This is a genomic window from Flavobacteriales bacterium, assembly GCA_016716605.1.
In the GTDB taxonomy this organism is placed as follows: Bacteria; Bacteroidota; Bacteroidia; order Flavobacteriales_F; family PHOS-HE28; genus PHOS-HE28.
Window position 1 is genome coordinate 864,682 of the sequence record JADJWA010000001.1, and the last position, 18,826, is coordinate 883,507.

Genomic DNA, 18,826 nt, shown 5'->3' on the forward strand with positions numbered 1-18,826 from the left:
GGAGGCGTCAGGCGCGCTTGCGCACCGTGCGCTGCTCGATGCGCTTCTCGTAGCCGGTGCCTTGGAAGATGCGCTGCACGAAGATGCCCGGCGTGTGGATCTGATCCGGATCGAGCTCGCCGGGCTCCACGAGCTGCTCCACTTCGGCCACGGTGACCTTGCCCGCCATGGCCATCATGGGATTGAAATTGCGCGCCGTGCGCTTGTACACGAGGTTGCCGAAACGATCGCCCTTCCAGGCCTTCACCAATGCGAAATCGGCGCGGAGCCAGCTCTCGAGCACGTGCATCTTGCCGTTGAACTCGCGGGCCTCCTTCCCCTCGCCCACCTCGGTGCCATAGCCCGCAGGCGTGAAGAACGCCGGGATGCCGGCACCGCCCGCACGGCAGCGTTCGGCCAGCGTGCCTTGGGGGATCAGTTCCACCTCCAATTCTCCGCTGAGCATCTGCCGCTCGAACTCGTCGTTCTCGCCCACATAGCTGCTGATCATCTTCTTGACCTGCCGCGTCTTCAGCAGCAGGCCCAAGCCGAAGTCATCGACGCCCGCGTTGTTGCTGATGCAGGTGAGGCTTTTCGTTCCCCGGCGCACCATGGCCGCGATCAGGTTCTCCGGGATGCCGCACAGCCCGAAGCCGCCCACCATGAGCGTCATGTTGTCCTTCAGGCCATCGAGGGCCTCATCGGGCCCGGCCACCAACTTGTTCATGGGCGAATGATTGAGCGCCGAAGATAGATGGGCGCCCTTCGCGGCGAAGGCTACTTCAGGTCCTCCTCCGTGATCACCGCATCGCCCAGATAGCGGCCCTGCTTGTAGATCTTGATTCGGTCGAGGATGCCGTTGCGGTCGTACTCGTAGCGCTTGCCGTCCCAGAGGCGGCCAGCCTTGAACTCGCCCTGCTGCGAGAGGCGGAGCTGCTTATCGTAGAGCGTATTGTAGCCGTTCTCGCGGAAGACCACGGCGTTGGTGCGCTCCGTGGGCGCCGGGGCTGGAGCGGGCTCCGCTTTCGGATCCACCTTCACATCATCGGCCTTGGCGACCGGCTTGATCCACTTGCTGTTGGCCGCATCGATCACCCCTTCGTTGAACTGCGCGCTCTGGGTGAGCTGGCCCTTCTCGTCGTAACGCTTCAGCGCGCCATCCTCCTTGCCTTCTTCGACATTCACCGCCACGGCGAGCTGGCCGTTCTCATGGTAGTACTTCTGCTCGCCATCGCGCATGCCGTAAGGATTGAAGATGAAGTCCTGCGCGAGCTTGCCATTGGGGTGGTAGCGCTGGAACTTGCCCGTGTTGCGGTCGAGGTCCCAGGTGCCCAGCTCCTCCACCTTGCCCGTGGGGTAATAGGTCTTGTACTCCCCCTTGGGACGCCCCATCTGGTAGGTGATCTCGCTCATCACGTTGCCGTTGGGCCAATAGCGCTTCCACGTTCCCACGCGCTTGCTGTTGGCGTAGCGGCCCTCTTCGATCAATTGGCCGTCCTCGTACTCGGGCTTCTCGGCTTTCGGCGCGAGCACCTTCCAATAGCCCTGCTTCCGGCCCATCTCGTCCACCACGTTCAGGGTGTCCTGTGCCAGGGCGGCGGCGCGACCGGCGATGAGCAGAAGGGTCAGCAGGGCGAGTTGTCGGATCATGGCGTGTTGGGCTTCGCGAGGCGCGAAACGGCCGGAGCAGGTTGAAGGTTGCGCCGAACTAGAGGTGTATGTTGCTGCCAACGCACAGGCGCAGCCACAGGTGGAGGGTTGGAGGTTGCGGGCATAGCGCATTCAACCTGCAACGCTCAACCCCCAATCAACTTTCTCAACTCAACCATCATCTCGTCCACCATCGCTCCCAGGTCATACCGCGGCTTCCAGCCCCAGTCGGTGCGGGCGGCGCTATCGTCTATGCTGCGCGGCCAGCTATCGGCGATGGCCTGGCGGTGGTCCGGCGCGTAGTCGATGGTGAAGCCGGGGATGTGACGGCGCACCTCGGCGGCAATCTCCTCCGGATTGAAGCTGAAGCCGGCGAGGTTGTAGCTGGTGCGTTCCTTCACGCGCTCAGCAGGCGCTTCCATCAGGTCGATGGTGGCGCGGATCGCATCGGGCATGTACATCATGGGAAGGGTGGTCTTCGGCCCGAGGAAACTCGTGTACTTGCCCTGCTTGATCGCCTCGTGGAAGATGTGCACGGCATAATCGGTGGTGCCGCCGCCCGGCGCGCTCTTCCAGCCGATGAGGCCGGGGTAACGGATGCTGCGCACATCCACGCCGTAGCGCTTGTGGTAGTACTGGCACCAGCCCTCGCCGGCGAGTTTGCTTATGCCATATACGGTTGTGGGCTCCGCGATGGTGTGCTGCGGTGTCTTGTCATTCGGCGTGGTGGGGCCGAAAACGGCGATGCTGCTGGGCCAATACACGCGCTTCAACCTGCCCTCACGCGCAAGCTCCAGGACGATGAAGAGGCTCTCCATGTTCAGCTTCCACGCAAAGGCGGGATCCTTCTCAGCCGTGGCGCTCAGCAAGGCGGCGAGCAGGTAAACCTCCGTGATCCCCTGCTTCTCGATGATGCGCTCGATGCCCCTGCGGTCCATGGCGTCCACCATGGCGAAGGGGCCAGCCTGCTCCACCTGCGGTTGCTTGATGTCGCTGGCCACCACGTTATCGTTGCCGAAACGGGCGCGCAGGCCTTCCACGAGCTCAGTGCCGATCTGGCCGCTGGAGCCGATGACGAGGATCTTCTTGGTCATGCGGGCGAAGCTATTTCGCTGACGGTAACAGCCCGATTGACCGCCGTACTTTCGCCACATGGACGCCCACCGCCTCCGCAACCTGCACCGGCCCGATGTTCTTCGCGCCCGACTGGAGCGTGAGGGCGCGTCACGCACCACGCTTTCATTCTATCGCTACGTGCGTTTGAAGGATGTCGAAGCCCTTCGCCACGAGCTCTACTCCGAGTGGGAATCGTTGGGCGTCCTCGGGCGCATCTATCTCTCCCAGGAAGGCATCAATGCGCAGATAAGCCTACCAACGGCAAACCTGGAAGCCTTCCGGACAAACCTCGATAGGCGCGACGCGTTCGGCGATGTCCCGTGGAAGATCGCCGTGGAGGATGATGGCAAGAGTTTCCTCAAGCTGGCCATCAAGGTCAAGAAGAAGATCGTGGCCGACGGCTTGGCCGATGATGCCTTCGATGTGACGAACGTGGGCGCCCACCTTGACGCGAAGACCTTCAACCAGAAGGTGGAGGAAGGCGCATTGGTGATCGACATGCGCAACAATTACGAGAGCGCGATCGGCTTTTTCGAGGGAGCCTACTTGCCTAAGGCCGATACGTTCCGCGGGGCCATCGAGGAGGTGACGGAGGTGATGAGGGAGAAGAAGAACGCCGAAGTGCTTCTCTATTGCACCGGGGGCATCCGATGCGAAAAAGCCAGCGCCTACCTGAAACACGAGGGCTTCACGAACGTGGGCCAGTTGCACGGCGGCATCATCGACTACGCGCGGCAGATCAAGGCGTTAGGGCTTCCGAGCAAGTACAAGGGCCAGAACTTCGTGTTCGATGAGCGGTTGGCGGAGCGCATCACGGACGATGTGGTGAGCACCTGCATGCAATGCGGCACGAAGAGCGACCGCATCTGCAATTGCCAGGAGGTGACCTGCAACATGCTGTTGGTGCAGTGCGAGGACTGCGCCAAGAAATACGCCGACTGCTGCTCACCAAGCTGTCGGGAGATCCATCTGTTGCCCGATGCCGTGCAACGCGCGTGGCGCAAGGGCCGGAGCACCCGCAGCACGAAGACCAAGGCGATCAATGATCCCGAAGGGTTGCGCAAGCGCATCCGGGAGGAGGGGGCACTACTCCTGCTCAACGGATCGCTTCATCCTGAACTGACGAATCTCATCCCAACATCCAAGTAAGGGCGGGAATTTCCGGCCCCATACTCAGCCCATGCCCATCTACCACACCCTCGGCAAGATCCCGCACAAGCGGCACACCGTGTTCAAGAACGGCAAGGACCGCTTCTTCTATGAGCAGCTCTTCGGCACCATCGGCTTCGATGGCATGAGCACCCTGAGCTACCACACTCACCGCCCAACAATGGTGAAGGAACTGCGTAAGCCGAAGGACGTGAGCCCCAAGATCGCCATCGAGAAGAACATGCGCTCGCTGCGCCTGCACGGCTTCAAGACCAAGCCGGAGAAGGACCACCTGGCCGCCCGCAAGACCATCCTGGTGAACAGCGACTGCGCCATCGTGCTCGCCGCGCCGCAGGCGAAGAGCGTGGACTACTTCTACAAGAACGCCGATTGCGATGAGATGATCTTCGTCCACAAGGGCAGCGGTACCCTTCGCACCTTCCTGGGCAACATCGACTTCAAGTACGGCGACTACCTGATGATCCCCCGCGGGATGATCTACACGATGGAGTTCAAGGACAGCGACAACCGCCTGTTCATCGTGGAGAGCCACCGCCCCATGTACACGCCGAAGCGCTACCGCAATTACTTCGGCCAACTGCTGGAGCATTCGCCGTTCTGCGAGCGCGACATCCGCCGCCCGAAGAAGCTGGAGACGCACGACGAGAAGGGCGACTTCGTGATCAAGGTGAAGAAGCAGAACATGCTGCACGAGCTGGTGTACGCCAGCCACCCCTTCGATGTGGTGGGCTGGGACGGCTACAACTATCCCTACGCCTTCAGCATCCACGACTTCGAGCCCATCACCGGCCGCGTGCACCAGCCGCCGCCCGTGCACCAGACCTTCGAGACCGATGCCTTCGTGGTGTGCAGCTTCTGCCCGCGCCTCTACGACTACCACCCGCAGGCCATCCCCGCGCCGTACAACCACAGCAACATCGACAGCGACGAGGTGCTCTACTACGTGGACGGCGACTTCATGAGCCGCAACGACATCGGCCCCGGCCACATCAGCCTGCACCCCGCCGGCATCCCGCACGGCCCGCACCCCGGTGCCATGGAGCGCAGCATCGGCAAGAAAGTGACCGATGAGCTGGCCGTGATGGTGGACACCTTCAAGCCGCTGATGGTGACGGAGGAGTGCTTGAAGATCGATGATGGGAAGTATTGGAAGAGTTGGGTGGAGTGAGGTTGGATTTGGGCGTACCCCCGGCTCAAATGCAGCCGGGGTCGGGCTATCCGCAGTAGTCCTCCCTCTCGCAAAGCCTCGGGGTGCGGGCTACTTGCTCCTATCCCTTACGCGGACCACGGCGTCTAGATGGGGTTATTTCAGCAGCAGTTCCCATCTTCACTGTGGCTGGCATAGCAATTGAGTTCGCGTAGTGCCAATTGGGGTTTCACGCTGTCAGCGCTTCAAAGTCACCTTCATCTAGAACAATAAAAGACCACCCACCATGGGAAAAGGCAGCATTCGGAAACCACGCACGGTTAACCTCCCGGACAACCTTACCAAGAAACCGCTCGAAGACGTCATCTACCTCGTCGCACAAACCTTGGAGGTGGATGTAGATGACAGCGAATGGAAAGGAGCTGATAAAAAGATCAAAGACGAGATCAAAGAGGTTGAGGCCTTGATGAAGGCCATTGAGGACCGACTCGGCAAGGACAAGGTGAATGTCTCTGATGAGTTGAAGGCGATCAAGACCGAGATCACAGACCTCAAGTCGAGGAAGCCCTTGGACCTTATCGTGAAGCTCCAGAATGGCAAGACCAGTGACCTCGGCAAGCAGCATTTTCAGCTACCTACACTCATCAAGGTGCTCTCGACGGGATTGAATGTGTACTTGGTGGGTCCTGCGGGCGCGGGCAAGACGCATGCTGCCATTCAATGTGCAAAGGCGCTTGATGTACCATTCCACTTCACTGGCGCAGTTGCCAGCGAGTTCAAGCTCACTGGGTTTATCGATGCGCAAGGCAGGATCGTTTCGACCGAGTTCCGGAAGGCGTTCGAGAACGGCGGTCTATTCCTGTTCGATGAGATCGATGCTAGCTACCCCCAAGCGGTTCTGGCCTTCAATGCCGCTCTTGCCAATGACTACATGGACTTCCCGGACAAGCGCGTTCAACGACATGAGAAGTTCTTCTGCATCGCGGCTGCCAACACATACGGCCAAGGAGCGGACAGGCAGTATGTAGGTCGGAATCAACTGGACGCTGCTTCACTGGATCGATTCGTGTTCGTTGATTGGAAATACGACGAGAACCTTGAAACCGCGCTGGCCGGGAACGAGGATTGGAGCAAGTACGTTCAGAAGATACGTCGATTCATTGAGGAGAACAAGATCAGGCATGTGGTGAGTCCGCGTGCTTCAATGTTCGGTGCTAAGCTCTTAGCGGCCGGGCTAGCCAAGGAGGAAGTTGAGGCTACGATTTTGTGGAAGGGCATAGATCAAGCCACACGCAATAAGATCCTCGCAGGTGTGAGGCCCAAGACGGATATCAAGGCTCCCAAAGAGGGCAGATTTGAGGCTCAGGTGGAAGAGGGAGACGAAGTGAAGAAGGGAGACCTTATTGGACAGCTGACGGTAGGCAACGGCTATAACAGCTACGGATACAATAGGGAAGTTGTAGAGATCAAGGCCCCGCAGTCAGGCAGCCTCGTAAGTCTGCTTCAAAGCGAATCCGTGAAGAGCGGAACCGTTCTGGCAACCGTGATCCACTCTAAGGAATGAATAAGCAACTCGTATTCGAGGATCTGAGCGAGTTCTGGCGCTATACCATGCGGGATAGCTCTGCATACCAGAAGGCGTCACGGGACAATTATGATGTGAAATGGACGGGTGGGCTCACTTGGCCCGAGGCCAAGGCGATGGCTCTGAGCGGGTGGCGCGAAGGCTTAGAGGAGATCGACCGTTACCGTGCGCAGATCGTACCTATCATCACTGAGAAAGTTTTGCGTCCTCAACAAGTGTTCTCAATGGCTGGCCACTATGTCGACGTGGGAAGCTTCTTGGCCAATGACCCAGAGTGCTTCATCACTCGCGAATACGAGGAGCGCAATTACCCTGGTCGAGTTTTCAAGTTGGTCTGTTCGATTTCGTTCTCAGCGGCCATCACCCCTGATACCATCATTCAGCGTGGTGCGATGGTGTGCGCATTGGTCGATGCCATTGAGTTCGCAGGGCATCGTGTTGAAGTAGTTGCTAACGACGCGATGAGTCGGCATTCAGGTGAGGCATACCGAAAAGGGCTTCACAAGGACGATGGCTGGTTCGAGGTGTCAGTGACCGTCAAGAAGGCTCAGCAGCCTTTAGAGATGAGCGACCTTGCCTTCTGTTTAGCACATCCCGCGATGCTCCGCCGAATAATGTTCTCTGCTGCAGAGCTTGAAGGTTGGTCGGACTATGCTCATGCTTACGGCTATCCATCCCAAGCGAGCGAGAAAGGCGATCGGTACGTGGCCGAAGTGTTCTCTGGTACTGTGCCCGATGCGAGAGCGATCGCTTGGGTGCTTGCAGAACTCAAGGGACTTGGCATCAATCTTATTGAGACGGATCCCGCGTGAGGGATTGTACCGGAAAGCCCGGAAGCCGGTAATCCGGCTGAGGACTTGAAGGGGAAAGCCCGACCCGAGGCCTTTGCGAGGGGCACGCCTACCTCTACTTTTGTACACATGAAGCTCATCGTCGAAGTGAAGGAGAGCAAGGCGAAGTTCCTGTTGGAACTGTTGCGCAGTTTCTCGTTCGTGAAGGCGCGGCCGCTGCCGGATGAGAAGCAGGAGGCGCTCGACAGCGTGCGCGCTGCCGTGAAAGAGATGAAGCAGGTGAAGGCCGGCAAGCTGAAAGGGCGGCCCGTCAGTGCCTTGCTCAATGAGCTATAGCATCCGCACCATCCCCGAGTTCGATCGGCGCGCGAAAGCGCTGGCGAAGAAGTACCCCTCCCTGAAGAGCGATCTCCAAGAGCTGGTGAACGAACTTGTTGAAGACCCGCGCCAGGGTTCGTCCTTGGGCAAGGGATGTTACAAGGTGCGCATGTCGATCGCCTCGAAAGGCAAGGGTAAAAGCGGAGGAGCGAGAGTGATCACTTGTGTGCGCGTGGTTGGCGAAGTGGTTTGGCTGCTCACGGTCTATGACAAGTCTGCCCAAGCTGATATCACCGACAAGGAGCTCGCTGTGCTTGTGGCGGAGGTGCCCGCGTGAACGACACTCGCGTGAGGAATCGTACCGTAAAGCCCGGAGGCTGGGTCATTGCGAGGAGGAACGACGAAGCAACCAGCCGAGGACTTGAATCCCAAGGTCGTTGCCCGGGCAATCCCTTTCCGCGTCCGAGTCGCCCTGTCGTTCCAATCGGAGCGGCCAAAGACGCGCACACACCGCCCCGTTACCTTCGCACGCCTTCACGCGCCATGAACGTTACGACCGCCGGCCCGCTCTTCATCACCAACACGCTCACCCGCCGCAAGGAGGAGTTCAAGCCGCTGCGCCCGCCGCACGTGGGGCTTTACGTGTGCGGCCCGACGGTGTACAGCGATGTGCACCTGGGCAACGTGCGCAGCTTCCTCACCTTCGATGTGCTCTACCGCTGGCTCACGCACCTGGGCTACAAAGTGCGTTACGTGCGCAACATCACCGACGTGGGGCACCTGGTCGATGACGTGGACCATGGGGAGGACAAGATCGCCAAACGGGCACGGCTCGAGCAGCTGGAGCCGATGGAGATCGTGCAGAAATACACCAACGGATTCCACGACGTGATGCGGCTCTTCAACATCCTGCCGCCCAGCATCGAGCCCACCGCCACCGGACACTTGATCGAGCAGATCGAGATGGTGAAGCGCATCATGGCCAGCGGCTACGGCTACGAGGCCAATGGCAGCGTGTACTTCGATGTGCCGCGCTTCGCGGAGAAGCACCCCTACGGCGAGCTGAGCGGGCGCCGGATCGATGAGCTGCTGGCCAATACGCGCGACACCGAAGGCATGGACGAGAAGCGCAGCCCGCTCGACTTCGCCATCTGGAAGAAGGCCGAGCCGCAGCACTTGATGAAGTGGCCGAGCCCCTGGGGCGAAGGCTTCCCCGGCTGGCACCTGGAGTGCAGCGCCATGAGCACCAAGTACCTCGGACAGACCTTCGATATCCACGGCGGCGGCATGGACCTGAAGTTCCCGCACCACGAATGCGAGATCGCCCAGAGCGTGGCGGCCGATGGCCATGCGCCGGTGCGCTACTGGATGCACGGCAACATGCTCACCGTGAACGGCCGCAAGATGGCCAAGAGCGAAGGCAACGGATTCACGCCCGAAGAACTGCTCACGGGGAATCACAAGCTGCTCGAGAAGGGATACAGCGCCATGACCGTGCGCTTCTTCATGCTGCAATGCCACTACGCCAGCACGCTCGATTTCAGCAATGCCGCCATGCAGGCCTCGGAGAAAGGGCTGGACCGCCTGATGAAGGCCATGGCCCTGCTTCCGAAGCTGAAGCCCGCTGATGCCGATGAGGCTGACATCGCCGCGCTCGCGCAGCGCTGCCATGCGGCCATGAACGACGACCTGAACACGCCGGTGATGATCGCCGAATTGTTCGAGGCCGTGCGCGTGATCAACTCCGCGAATGATGGCAAGGTCAAGCTCACCGATGCTTCCATCGGGCTGCTGCGCGCCCTGATGCGAACGATGGTGCGCGAGGTGCTCGGCTTGCGCGATGAAGCATCCGCCGAGGCCTCCGACGACAATGCGTTCGATGCGCTGGTGCAGGAGTTCATCCGCTTGCGCGCCGAAGCGAAGGGCCGCAAGGACTTCGCAACAGGCGATGCGATCCGCGACCGATTGGCGGCCATGGGAATCATGCTGAAGGACACGAAAGAGGGAACGACATGGGAAAGAGGCTGAGAACGGTTGAGGGTTGGACGCTGAGGGCTGCCAAGCGGATGCCGGCATCCATGTCAGTGCTGCTTCTCGCGCTCCTCTCCGCTTGCAACCCGGACGGCCCCGATGCGGGCTCTTCGGCGCAGCCGCCGACGCTGCCTGCGCTGCCCGCCACGCCGCTCTTCAACCCCGACAGCGCATACGCCTTCGTGCAGAAGCAAGTCGACTTCGGCCCGCGCGTGCCGGGAACGCCCCAGCACGCAGCCTGTGCGGATTGGATGGTGTCCAAGCTCAAGGGCTATGGCGCCGAGGTGCTCGAGCAGCGCGCCACGGTGAAGGCCTTCAACGGCAAGGAGCTCCCCTTGCGCAACATCATCGCCTCCTTCAACCCGCTTGCCAAGGACCGCCTCCTGCTGCTCGCGCACTACGATACGCGGCCCTTCGCCGACAAGGACAGGGAGCGTCCGCACGAGCCCATCCTTGGCGCGAATGATGGCGGCAGCGGCGTGGGCATCCTGCTCGAGCTGGCGCGGCACCTCAGCGGTAAGACGCACGGCCCCGGCATCGACCTGCTCTTCACCGATGTGGAGGACTATGGGCAGCCCAGCGGCACCTTCCAGCCAGACGACAAGAGCATCGACACCTGGGCGCTGGGCTCACAGTACTTCGCGAAGAACCCGCATGTGCCGGGCTACTCCGCGCGCTTCGGGATCCTGCTCGACATGTGCGGCGCCAAGGACGCGCGCTTCTACCGCGAGGCCATCAGCATGAAATACGCGCCCGCGATCGTGGCCAAGGTGTGGCGCACGGCCGAATCCATCGGCCATGCCGACCGCTTCCTGCAAGAGACCAAGTTCTTCGTGGGCACCGATGACCACCTGCCCATCAACGAACGGCTCCGGATCCCCACGATCGATATCATCGAGTTCCATGAGGGCACCAATGCCTTCCACCCCAGCTGGCACACGCACGCCGACAACATGGAGGTGATTGACGCCGCCACGCTCAATGCCGTGGGCCGCACCGTGCTCGAAGTGGTGTGGAAGGAGCGCTGACAGGCGCTAAGGAAGCGCCGCGACACGGGCACCGGGTGCAAGCCCAACCAAGGCTGGCAGCTTCAACCGAATGGGGCCCGCGTTCGACTGGATCACCAAGAGGGCCGGGGCATGCGCATCGGAATCGAGCGCGAAGGTCCCTGCATCATCCGCCTTGCCTTCAGCGAGCATTGCGCCGTTGGAACTGAGCATGAGCCAATGCGCCCCCGCCACAGCGCCCTGCACGGACCAGCCATCGGCCATGGCCACGGCATAAGCCCCGCTTGTGGCCTCAGTCCAGACAGGAACCATGGGCCCGATTTCCTCACCGCCGTCCCAGTCAGTCACGCGCAACCGGTAATAAGCGAGCCCGTTGATCGGCTCAACGTCCGTGAAGGCATAAGCGCGCTCCATCATGGAGTTCCCGACGGCCGGCACATGCCCAATCGAATCGAAGCGGCTTGGCTCCGATCCCCGCTCAACCACGAACGCGCGCGTGCCTTGCTCCGATCCGGTGCGCCACTGCAATGCGACCCCGTCCAGGTCGGGCGTCGCGGTGAAATCCAGCAGCTCCACCGGCAGGTAGGCGCAGTCAAGCGCTGTGATGGCGAAGGATGAGGTGTTGGCCACCGGGCATGCATTGTCGGTGGCTTGAAATGAGATGCCCACCGGGAATCCTGCTGACGAGGCGGTCCAGCACACCGTTGCCGTAACCGGGTTGGTGCCACTGGTGGTGAACGTGGCCCCAGGCAGCACCGCTGTCGCGTTCGAGGTAACCGTGATGCTCTGGCCCGGGTTCGGATCCGTGAATTGCAGGGAAACGCAGAAGCTGTTGCCGATGCAGGCCACAAAGGTCCCCGGACCGAAGGACACGCCATTCGTGCCGCTTGAAAGGCCGCTTGTGGTTGGTGGCGTGCCGTCGCAAACAACCACCGCGAACATGAGGTCGCGCATCACCGTGCCGATGAGCGTTCCGCCGCTCGTGAATGACTTCACCTGGACGACCACAACGAAATAACCTGTGATCGTCGGGAAGAAACTGAGCTGGCCGGTGATGGGGTTGAGGACGATGCCGGTGATGGGCGCAACGGCCGAATAGCCTCCTTGATAAATGACATCGTTCGGCGTCGGCGTCGCATAGCGCGCCGAGATCAGGCTGTAGCTCAAGGTATTCCCATCCGGGTCCGATGCACCCAGGTTATAGGCCACCGGCTGGTTCACGCACACGTACGGAATGCCTACATCATTGAACACCGGGGAACGATCGCACGGGCCTCCAAAGTTGTTCAGTGTGGCATCCACGTACATGCCGGGCGCCAGGAAGATGTTCTGGGTGGTGTTGCGGCAGCAGGTGTACCAGTCGATCGTCCATTTATTGCAAGGCGAAAGAAAGAGCGTGACCTGGAACCGGTATTTGCGGAAGCTGGGCAAAGTGCCGCCATTGCAGCTGCTTTGGGCGGCCTGCGAGGGACACAACTGAGAGACTTCGGTGACTGAAACCGGGTTGAGGTCGCTGATCGAGAAGGACACCCCGCAGTTGTTGGAGAAGTTCAGCGAGTGCGGGGTGATGGGCACACCGGCGCAATCCAGATACAGGTCGAGGCTGATGCGGTACTGGTTTCCTGACAGGCACTCGTAGCTGATGGTGGCACCGGAGAAGTGGTCAGCGCGCACGGTGGCCGTGTTGAAGCCGAATACCAATAGCATCGGCACCGCGACATGCGATAAACGGAGCTGAAACGGATGCCTCGATGCGCGCATGCCCTTGGGCCAATGACAAGTAAATGTAGTGGCTCTCAGCCATTTAGACGTATCCGCGACAAAAAAGCTGCCCCGTGCCGGCTATCGGCACGGGGCAGTACGGGTCAATCCGGTGCGGTCAGAGCTTGGAAATCCGCTCCTTCCAAACGCCGCTGGGCGTGATCAGTTGCAGCACATAAGAGCCTTTGGCCAAGGTGCTCACATCAATAGCGCCATCCGCCGCGTTCGCGCGCAGAACAATCCGTCCGGCGCCATCCAGCAAGAGCGCAGTAGCGCCCGATAGATCACCCGTGATGGCCAAGCGGTCCGACGCTGGATTCGGGCTTACGGAGAAGGCCGTGGCGGGCAGCTCAGCGGCCCCGGTGCTCAAGCTCTCGGTCACATCGAGGACCGCGTTCGCCGCCACATCGCTGATCACATCCACGGTGCCGCTGGGCCAGTAAACCGTGACCGTCTGAACGGTCTCATCATCGCCCAGGCCGAAGTGCGCCCCGAGGAAACTCATGTATCGGAAGCCATCGCCGCTCTTGATGTCGCGGATCTGGGTGCCCAGCGCGCTGGTGATCTCCACGCGGGCGCCAATACCATTCAGGTTGCTCAGGGTTCCGTGCAGGTTCACGCGAAGCCATTTGTTGCCGTTCCCGGAGTTCAAGCGGATGGTCCCGCCATTGAGCACATCCAGGAATCCATCGTTGTTCAGGTCCGCGATGGGGCCGCTGTTGGCGGTGACCACGATCGGGGTGAAGGTCCAGTCGCCGTTGTTGAAGTGGATGGTGTTGCTAGCGCCCAAGACATCAACCCAGCCGTCGTTGTTGAAGTCGTGCGCCACCCATTCGATGCTGGTACCGCCGAACACATCGAATCCCGAGCCCGTCGTGACGTTGGTGAACACATTGCCATCGTTGCGCATGAGCTTGTGACCGCCTTGCGCCATGGAGCTCGACCCGATGAGCACGTCCATGTCGCCGTCGAGGTCATAATCAGCCCAGGCGCTGCTCCAACTCAAGTGATAGTCAGCCAGCCCGAGCGAAACGGCCACGTCGGTATAAGTGCCATCTCCATTGTTCTGGTGCATCTGATCGATGCTCGCAGCAGCCTGATTGCTGCCACGGCACTTGGCGATGAACAGGTCGATGCGATGGTCGTTGTTGTAGTCGATCCAGATGCTGCCGTAGTTGCCGCCATCGGGGGTGTTGCCCAATCCGCCTTGGATGTAGGAAAGCTGCCCCGTGCCGTCGTTGATGTAGTACACATTGGGCTGCACGTCGTGGCACACGAAAGCGTCGAGGTTGCCGTCGTTGTTGATGTCAACGAAATTGCTGCGCTGGGAGAACACGTATTGCGGGCCGCTCACCTCCGTGAAGCCGGTGCCGTCCGCATTCGCCACCATGAAGGTGACACCGCTGCCGCCGCCATAAAGGAGGTCGAGGAAGCCATTGCCATCGATGTCGCCGGCGGCCATGCTCCAGCTCGCGGTGTAATCCGCCGAGGTGGTCTCGTAATCCACCATGTTGAAAGTGCCATCGGATTGCTGGTAATGGATCCGGATGTTCGTGGCCGTCACTGACACGATGTCGTCGTATCCATCATTGTTCATGTCAACGGCAGCATAGGCGTTCCCGCTCGTATTCACGCCCTGGTTGGTGAAGCTGATGGCCGTGGGGTCCCAAGGCTGCTCGCTCACGGTGAAATCGAATCCGTTGCTCGAGAATCGGTTGTCCCACGCGATCAGGTAGCTCTGGCCGGCGTAGGCATTGAAGATGGCCACCGTGAGCAGGCCCGCGCCGCTATCGTCGTCGCCGCCCACGCAGGTGAGGCTGCCGCAGGCGCCGTTGTAAATCTGCACGCGCGTATCGGTGTTGCCGTTCTGCGTGAGATCGCTGCTCACGGTCACGGTCACGTAGTCGGTAGCGGTGTATAGGAACCACTCACTGCGGGTGGCACCGGTTCCGCCGGAACTGCAAACAGGCAGGGGCACATCGGTGCCCATCACGGTGTCAACCGTGTAGGTGACGCCCGCCACCACAGGCAACGGGCTTGCGCAGGTGCTTTGGGCCTGGGCGCGCGCAACAATAAGGACTGCGGCAAGCGCAACGAGGTAACGATGGTTCATGCTTCCTTGGGTTTGGTTCTGGTTCAATTGCAGGGTCCGGGCAGCGAGTTTATCCATTCCGTGGCAAGCGCCACCGCTTCGGCGTGCACCACAGTGCGGCCAAGTAATGGCATCCTGACGGCTTCATCGGTGCTGGAGATGCGGTGGAGGAGCATGCTCCTGTAAGTGTTCGAGGGCGCCACGATGTAGGTGAGCTGGGGCTCGCCGGGCAGCGGGTCCTCGGGTTCAACGCAAACGCCGAGATTCACCGGGTTGGCGGTTTCCTGCCACGCGAAGCGCATGGGCCGGTAATCGCAGTGCTTGCCTTCGGAGTGGCAGTGAGCGCAGTTCATGTCCACGTAGGCACGGATGCGGTCGTTGAGCGAGGTGCCGGGATCGTCCCAGCGCGCCACGGGCTGCGGCGCGGGGAAGCCTGGCTGCAGGTAGCCGGCATCCACCCATTTCCCGATCTGGTCTGCGGGGCCGTTGTCATATTCCACCGTGCGCGCCAGGTTTCGCAGCTTGGGGCCGATGGGCATGGCCACATCGTCCTGCTTGTGGCAGGTGAAGCACTCGGCCCATGCCGGGATGCGATATTGCTGCAAGCGATCGTTGCCTTGGTCGTCACGCCAGGTGATGGGTACGAAGCGGCCGTTCAAGTCGAGGACGGCTTCAGTCTGCTCGTCATTCCAGATATAATCGGCGAAGAGCCACTGCCCATCGCGCTTGATCATCACACGCGTTTCGAGGATCCGCCTGGCGTCGGCGGGTTGCACGTTGTCGAAGTAGAAGGTCTTGATCAGTGCCGTGCCGTTGGGGAAGTCGAGCGGAGCGTGGTCGCTCACATGGCTGGCGCTGGTTCCCGGGGGCATCCACACGAAGCGGAACTTGTGCGCATAATCGCTGAAAAGCGGTGTGATCACCTCGTAGGGAAGGACCCCGCCATTGGGCTGGTGCGCGGCCATGGCCCCGATGAAGAAACGGTACTGCGAGAGCGTGGGGTATGGCACTTGGTCCATATCCATGCTCACCGCTTCCTCCGGATCGGCGGGCGGCGCAGGCGCGGCCATCTCTGCGGGCTCATGGCGGCACGCAAGCACCAAGGCCACGATCGCGATCAAAGTCAGGAGCGTACGGCGGGTCATAGCGGCGAGGCGCCGAAGCTAGGAGGTTGACGGCCCGTTGCCGGATGCCGTTGCTCAGGCCATCCGTGCCTTCCCATCGAAACTACCTTGCCCCCATGTCCGAATCGATCCAGAACGCTCCGGCAGCCGAGGACAAGCGCCTCTTCCTCCTGGACGCCTTCGCGCTCATTTACCGCGCCTATTTCAGCTTCATCCGCGCGCCGCGCGTGAATAGCAAGGGCTTCAATACCAGTGCGGCCTTCGGGTTCACCACCACCCTCCTGGACCTGATCAGGCGTGAGAAGCCCACGCATATCGCCGTGGTCTTCGACACCGCCGCGCCCACCGAGCGCCACGAGACCCTCCTCGACTACAAGGCCAACCGCGAGGAGATGCCCGACGACATCCGGAGCAACCTCACCTACATCCGGCGGATCATCGAAGCGCTGAACATCCCCATCCTCGAGAGTGATGGCTACGAGGCCGATGATGTGATCGGCACCTTGGCGAAGAAGGCCGAGCAAGAAGGCTACACCACCTTCATGGTAACGCCCGACAAGGACTTCGGGCAATTGGTCACGGACAAGATCATCATGTACAAGCCGGGGCGCGGCGGCGACCCGCCCGAGAAGCTAGGCCCCAAGGAGATCTGCGAGCGCTGGGGCGGGCTCACCAGCACGGAGCAAGTCAAGGACATCCTCGGCCTCATGGGCGATGCGGTGGACAACATCCCCGGCATCCCCGGCATCGGCGAGAAGACCGCGATCAAGCTGGTGCAGCAATTCGGATCATTGGAGGGCGTGATCGAGGGCGTGGATCAGCTCAAGGGCAAGCAGAAGGAGAACGTCGTCGCCTTCGCCGAGCAGGGGCGCATGAGCAAGGCGCTCGCGACCATCAACATCAACGCTCCGGTTGAATTGGACCACACGGCCCTCACGCTCGACCCGCCCGATGCGGCGAAGGTGCTGGAGGTGTTCAGCGAATTGGAATTCAAGAACCTCACAAGCCGGGTGCTGGGCGGGGAACCCGTTTCAAAGAGTACCGAGGTCGCCTCGTCCCGCCAAACGCTGGGGCGCGCAACAACGGCGCCCAAGGGCAAGGAAGTCGCAGCCTCAGGCCAGGTTGATCTGTTCGGCACCACGGTGAATGCCGATGGCGAAGTGGAGCTGAAGGAGTTCGCCAACATCGACACCGTGCCGCACCGCTATCTGCTGGAGGACACCGATGAGAAGATGTACATGCTTGCGGCGCAACTCAAGAAACAGCCACGTTTCTGCTTCGACACCGAGACCACCGGCACCGATGAGCGCACCGCGGAGCTGGTAGGCCTCGCCTTCAGCTGGAAGGCGCACGAGGGCTACTACGTGCCCGTTCCGGAGGACCGTGCCGAGGCCCAGCGCATCGTGCACATGTTCAAGCCCATGCTGGAGAATGAAGCCATCGGCAAAGTGGCACAGAACGCCAAGTACGACATCCGCGTGCTGGCGAAGTACGGCGTGGAAGTGAAGGGGCCGCTCTTCGATACCATGGTGGCGCATTACCTGTTGAAGCCCGATCAGCAGAAGCACGGCATGGATTACCTGGCCGAGGCCTACCTCAGCTACCGGCCCGTGCCGATCGAAACGCTCATCGGCGAGAAAGGGCGCGGCAAAGTGCAAAAGAGCATGCGCGATGCCGACCTCAACGCCGTGAAGGAGTACGCCGCCGAGGATGCCGACATCACCTGGCAGCTCGCGGGGAAATTCGAGCCGCTGCTGGCACAGGATGAGGTGTCATCGCTCTTTAACGAAGTGGAGATGCCGCTGGTGCACGTGCTCGCCGACATGGAGACCGAAGGCATCCGGATCGACATCCCCGCGCTGAAGCAATTCAGCGAGGAGCTGGGCGCCGAGCTGATCCGCTTGCAGGAGGCCATCCACGCGAGCAGCGGCGTGCCCTTCAACATCGATTCGCCCAAGCAGCTCGGCGATGTGCTCTTCGAGACGCTCAAGCTCGGCGGGGACCGGATCAAGAAGACCGCGAAGACCGGTCAGTACCAGACCAGCGAGGATATCCTCCAGGAGCTGAGCCATGCGCATCCGGTGATCCCGCTCATCCTCGACTACCGCAGCCTGCGCAAGCTGAAGGGCACCTACGTGGACACGCTGCCCGAAGCCGCTGATCCCGCAACGCACCGCGTGCACACCAGCTACCTGCAGACCGTTGCCGCCACCGGCCGCCTCGCCAGCAACGACCCCAACCTGCAGAACATCCCCATCCGCACCGAGAAGGGCCGCGAGATCCGCAAGGCCTTCGTGCCGCGCAACGCGGACTACCAGCTGCTCAGCGCCGACTACTCGCAGATCGAGCTGCGCATCATCGCGCACATGAGCGGCGATCGCAACATGCAGGAAGCCTTCCGCCACGGGCTCGACATCCACGCGGCCACCGCAGCCAAGGTCTTCAGCGTGGACATCAACGAGGTGACGCGCGAGCAGCGCAGCCGGGCCAAGGCCGTGAACTTCGGCATCGCCTACGGGCAGGGCGCCTTCGGCCTCAGCCAGAACCTGGGCATCCTGCGCGCGGAGGCCAAGCAGATCATCGACGACTACTTCGCGCAATTCCCCGGCGTGCGCAACTACATGGACGAGATGATCGGCTATTGCCGCACCAACGGCTACATCAAGACCCTGATGGGCCGCCGCCGCTACCTGCCCGACATCACCAGCGGCAACAACACCGTGCGCGCGCAGGCCGAGCGAATCGCCATCAACGCGCCTATGCAGGGCAGCGCCGCGGACATCATCAAGGTGGCCATGGTGAGCATCCACCGCGAGCTGAAGCAGCGCCGCATGCGGAGCAAATTGCTCTTGCAGGTGCACGACGAACTCGTGTTCGATGCGCACAACGAGGAAGCGGACGAGTTGAAATCGCTCGTGCGCGAACGCATGGAAGGCGCGATGGAGCTGGCCGTTCCCCTCGTTGTTGACATGGGCATGGGGAAAAACTGGCTGCAGGCGCACTGATCGCCACGGGGAGCAACGGGACATTTGAAGCGCTTCTTTCCTGCACCCCG

15 protein-coding genes are annotated in these 18,826 nt (G+C 61.2%); 9 read left to right on the forward strand and 6 right to left on the reverse strand.

All coding sequences use genetic code 11. The features are described 5' to 3' along the window. Positions 1-7: 7 nt before the first annotated feature. From IPM12_03385 to IPM12_03395, 3 genes are all read right to left on the reverse strand, one after another. Positions 8-706, reverse strand: a complete 699-nt coding sequence (locus tag IPM12_03385; GenBank protein MBK9146847.1) for a CoA transferase subunit A — start codon at positions 704-706, stop codon at positions 8-10. A gap of 50 nt (positions 707-756) precedes the next feature. Further along, positions 757-1,629, reverse strand: coding sequence for a toxin-antitoxin system YwqK family antitoxin (locus IPM12_03390; protein MBK9146848.1), 873 nt, complete (start codon positions 1,627-1,629; stop codon positions 757-759). A gap of 146 nt (positions 1,630-1,775) precedes the next feature. Beyond that, positions 1,776-2,723 (reverse strand): NAD-dependent epimerase/dehydratase family protein, encoded by a 948-nt coding sequence (locus tag IPM12_03395; protein MBK9146849.1) that lies wholly within the window; start codon positions 2,721-2,723, stop codon positions 1,776-1,778. A 58-nt stretch (positions 2,724-2,781) separates the two neighbouring features. On the opposite strand from IPM12_03395, the gene IPM12_03400 reads away from it, so the two are divergent. The 8 genes from IPM12_03400 (at position 2,782) to IPM12_03435 (ending at position 10,815) form a co-directional block, all read left to right on the forward strand. After that, positions 2,782-3,894 (forward strand): rhodanese-related sulfurtransferase, encoded by a 1,113-nt coding sequence (locus IPM12_03400; protein MBK9146850.1) that lies wholly within the window; start codon positions 2,782-2,784, stop codon positions 3,892-3,894. A 31-nt stretch (positions 3,895-3,925) separates the two neighbouring features. Continuing rightward, positions 3,926-5,083 (forward strand): homogentisate 1,2-dioxygenase, encoded by a 1,158-nt coding sequence (locus IPM12_03405; GenBank protein MBK9146851.1) that lies wholly within the window; start codon positions 3,926-3,928, stop codon positions 5,081-5,083. A gap of 265 nt (positions 5,084-5,348) precedes the next feature. Beyond that, positions 5,349-6,626 carry an AAA family ATPase gene (locus IPM12_03410; protein ID MBK9146852.1) on the forward strand — a complete coding sequence of 426 codons (1,278 nt, stop codon included), beginning with the start codon at positions 5,349-5,351 and terminating at the stop codon, positions 6,624-6,626. After that, positions 6,623-7,459, forward strand: a complete 837-nt coding sequence (locus IPM12_03415) for a hypothetical protein (protein ID MBK9146853.1) — start codon at positions 6,623-6,625, stop codon at positions 7,457-7,459. The genes IPM12_03410 and IPM12_03415 overlap by 4 nt, the downstream gene beginning before the upstream one ends. Positions 7,460-7,567: 108 nt before the next feature. After that, the gene (locus IPM12_03420; GenBank protein ID MBK9146854.1) at positions 7,568-7,774 is read left to right on the forward strand and encodes a hypothetical protein; all 207 of its coding nucleotides are present in this window, start codon (positions 7,568-7,570) and stop codon (positions 7,772-7,774) included. Then, on the forward strand, positions 7,764-8,093 hold the full coding sequence (locus IPM12_03425; protein ID MBK9146855.1) for a type II toxin-antitoxin system RelE/ParE family toxin: 330 nt from the start codon (positions 7,764-7,766) through the stop codon (positions 8,091-8,093). Before IPM12_03420 ends, IPM12_03425 begins: the two co-directional genes overlap by 11 nt. 206 nt (positions 8,094-8,299) lie before the next feature. Then, positions 8,300-9,784 (forward strand): cysteine--tRNA ligase, encoded by a 1,485-nt coding sequence (locus tag IPM12_03430; protein MBK9146856.1) that lies wholly within the window; start codon positions 8,300-8,302, stop codon positions 9,782-9,784. Beyond that, positions 9,769-10,815: a M28 family peptidase gene (locus tag IPM12_03435; GenBank protein ID MBK9146857.1), complete on the forward strand. Its 1,047-nt coding sequence runs from the start codon at positions 9,769-9,771 to the stop codon at positions 10,813-10,815. Before IPM12_03430 ends, IPM12_03435 begins: the two co-directional genes overlap by 16 nt. 6 nt (positions 10,816-10,821) lie before the next feature. Here the strand turns inward: IPM12_03435 and IPM12_03440 are convergent, their stop codons facing one another. The 3 genes from IPM12_03440 to IPM12_03450 form a co-directional block, all read right to left on the reverse strand. Beyond that, positions 10,822-12,501 carry a hypothetical protein gene (locus tag IPM12_03440; protein ID MBK9146858.1) on the reverse strand — a complete coding sequence of 560 codons (1,680 nt, stop codon included), beginning with the start codon at positions 12,499-12,501 and terminating at the stop codon, positions 10,822-10,824. Positions 12,502-12,673: 172 nt separating this feature from the next. Beyond that, positions 12,674-14,668: a VCBS repeat-containing protein gene (locus tag IPM12_03445; GenBank protein ID MBK9146859.1), complete on the reverse strand. Its 1,995-nt coding sequence runs from the start codon at positions 14,666-14,668 to the stop codon at positions 12,674-12,676. A gap of 23 nt (positions 14,669-14,691) precedes the next feature. Further along, positions 14,692-15,792 carry a hypothetical protein gene (locus tag IPM12_03450; protein MBK9146860.1) on the reverse strand — a complete coding sequence of 367 codons (1,101 nt, stop codon included), beginning with the start codon at positions 15,790-15,792 and terminating at the stop codon, positions 14,692-14,694. A 95-nt stretch (positions 15,793-15,887) separates the two neighbouring features. On the opposite strand from IPM12_03450, the gene polA reads away from it, so the two are divergent. Then, entirely contained in the window at positions 15,888-18,776 is a 2,889-nt protein-coding gene (polA, locus tag IPM12_03455; GenBank protein MBK9146861.1) for a DNA polymerase I, read from the forward strand. The last annotated feature ends 50 nt before the right edge of the window (positions 18,777-18,826 follow it).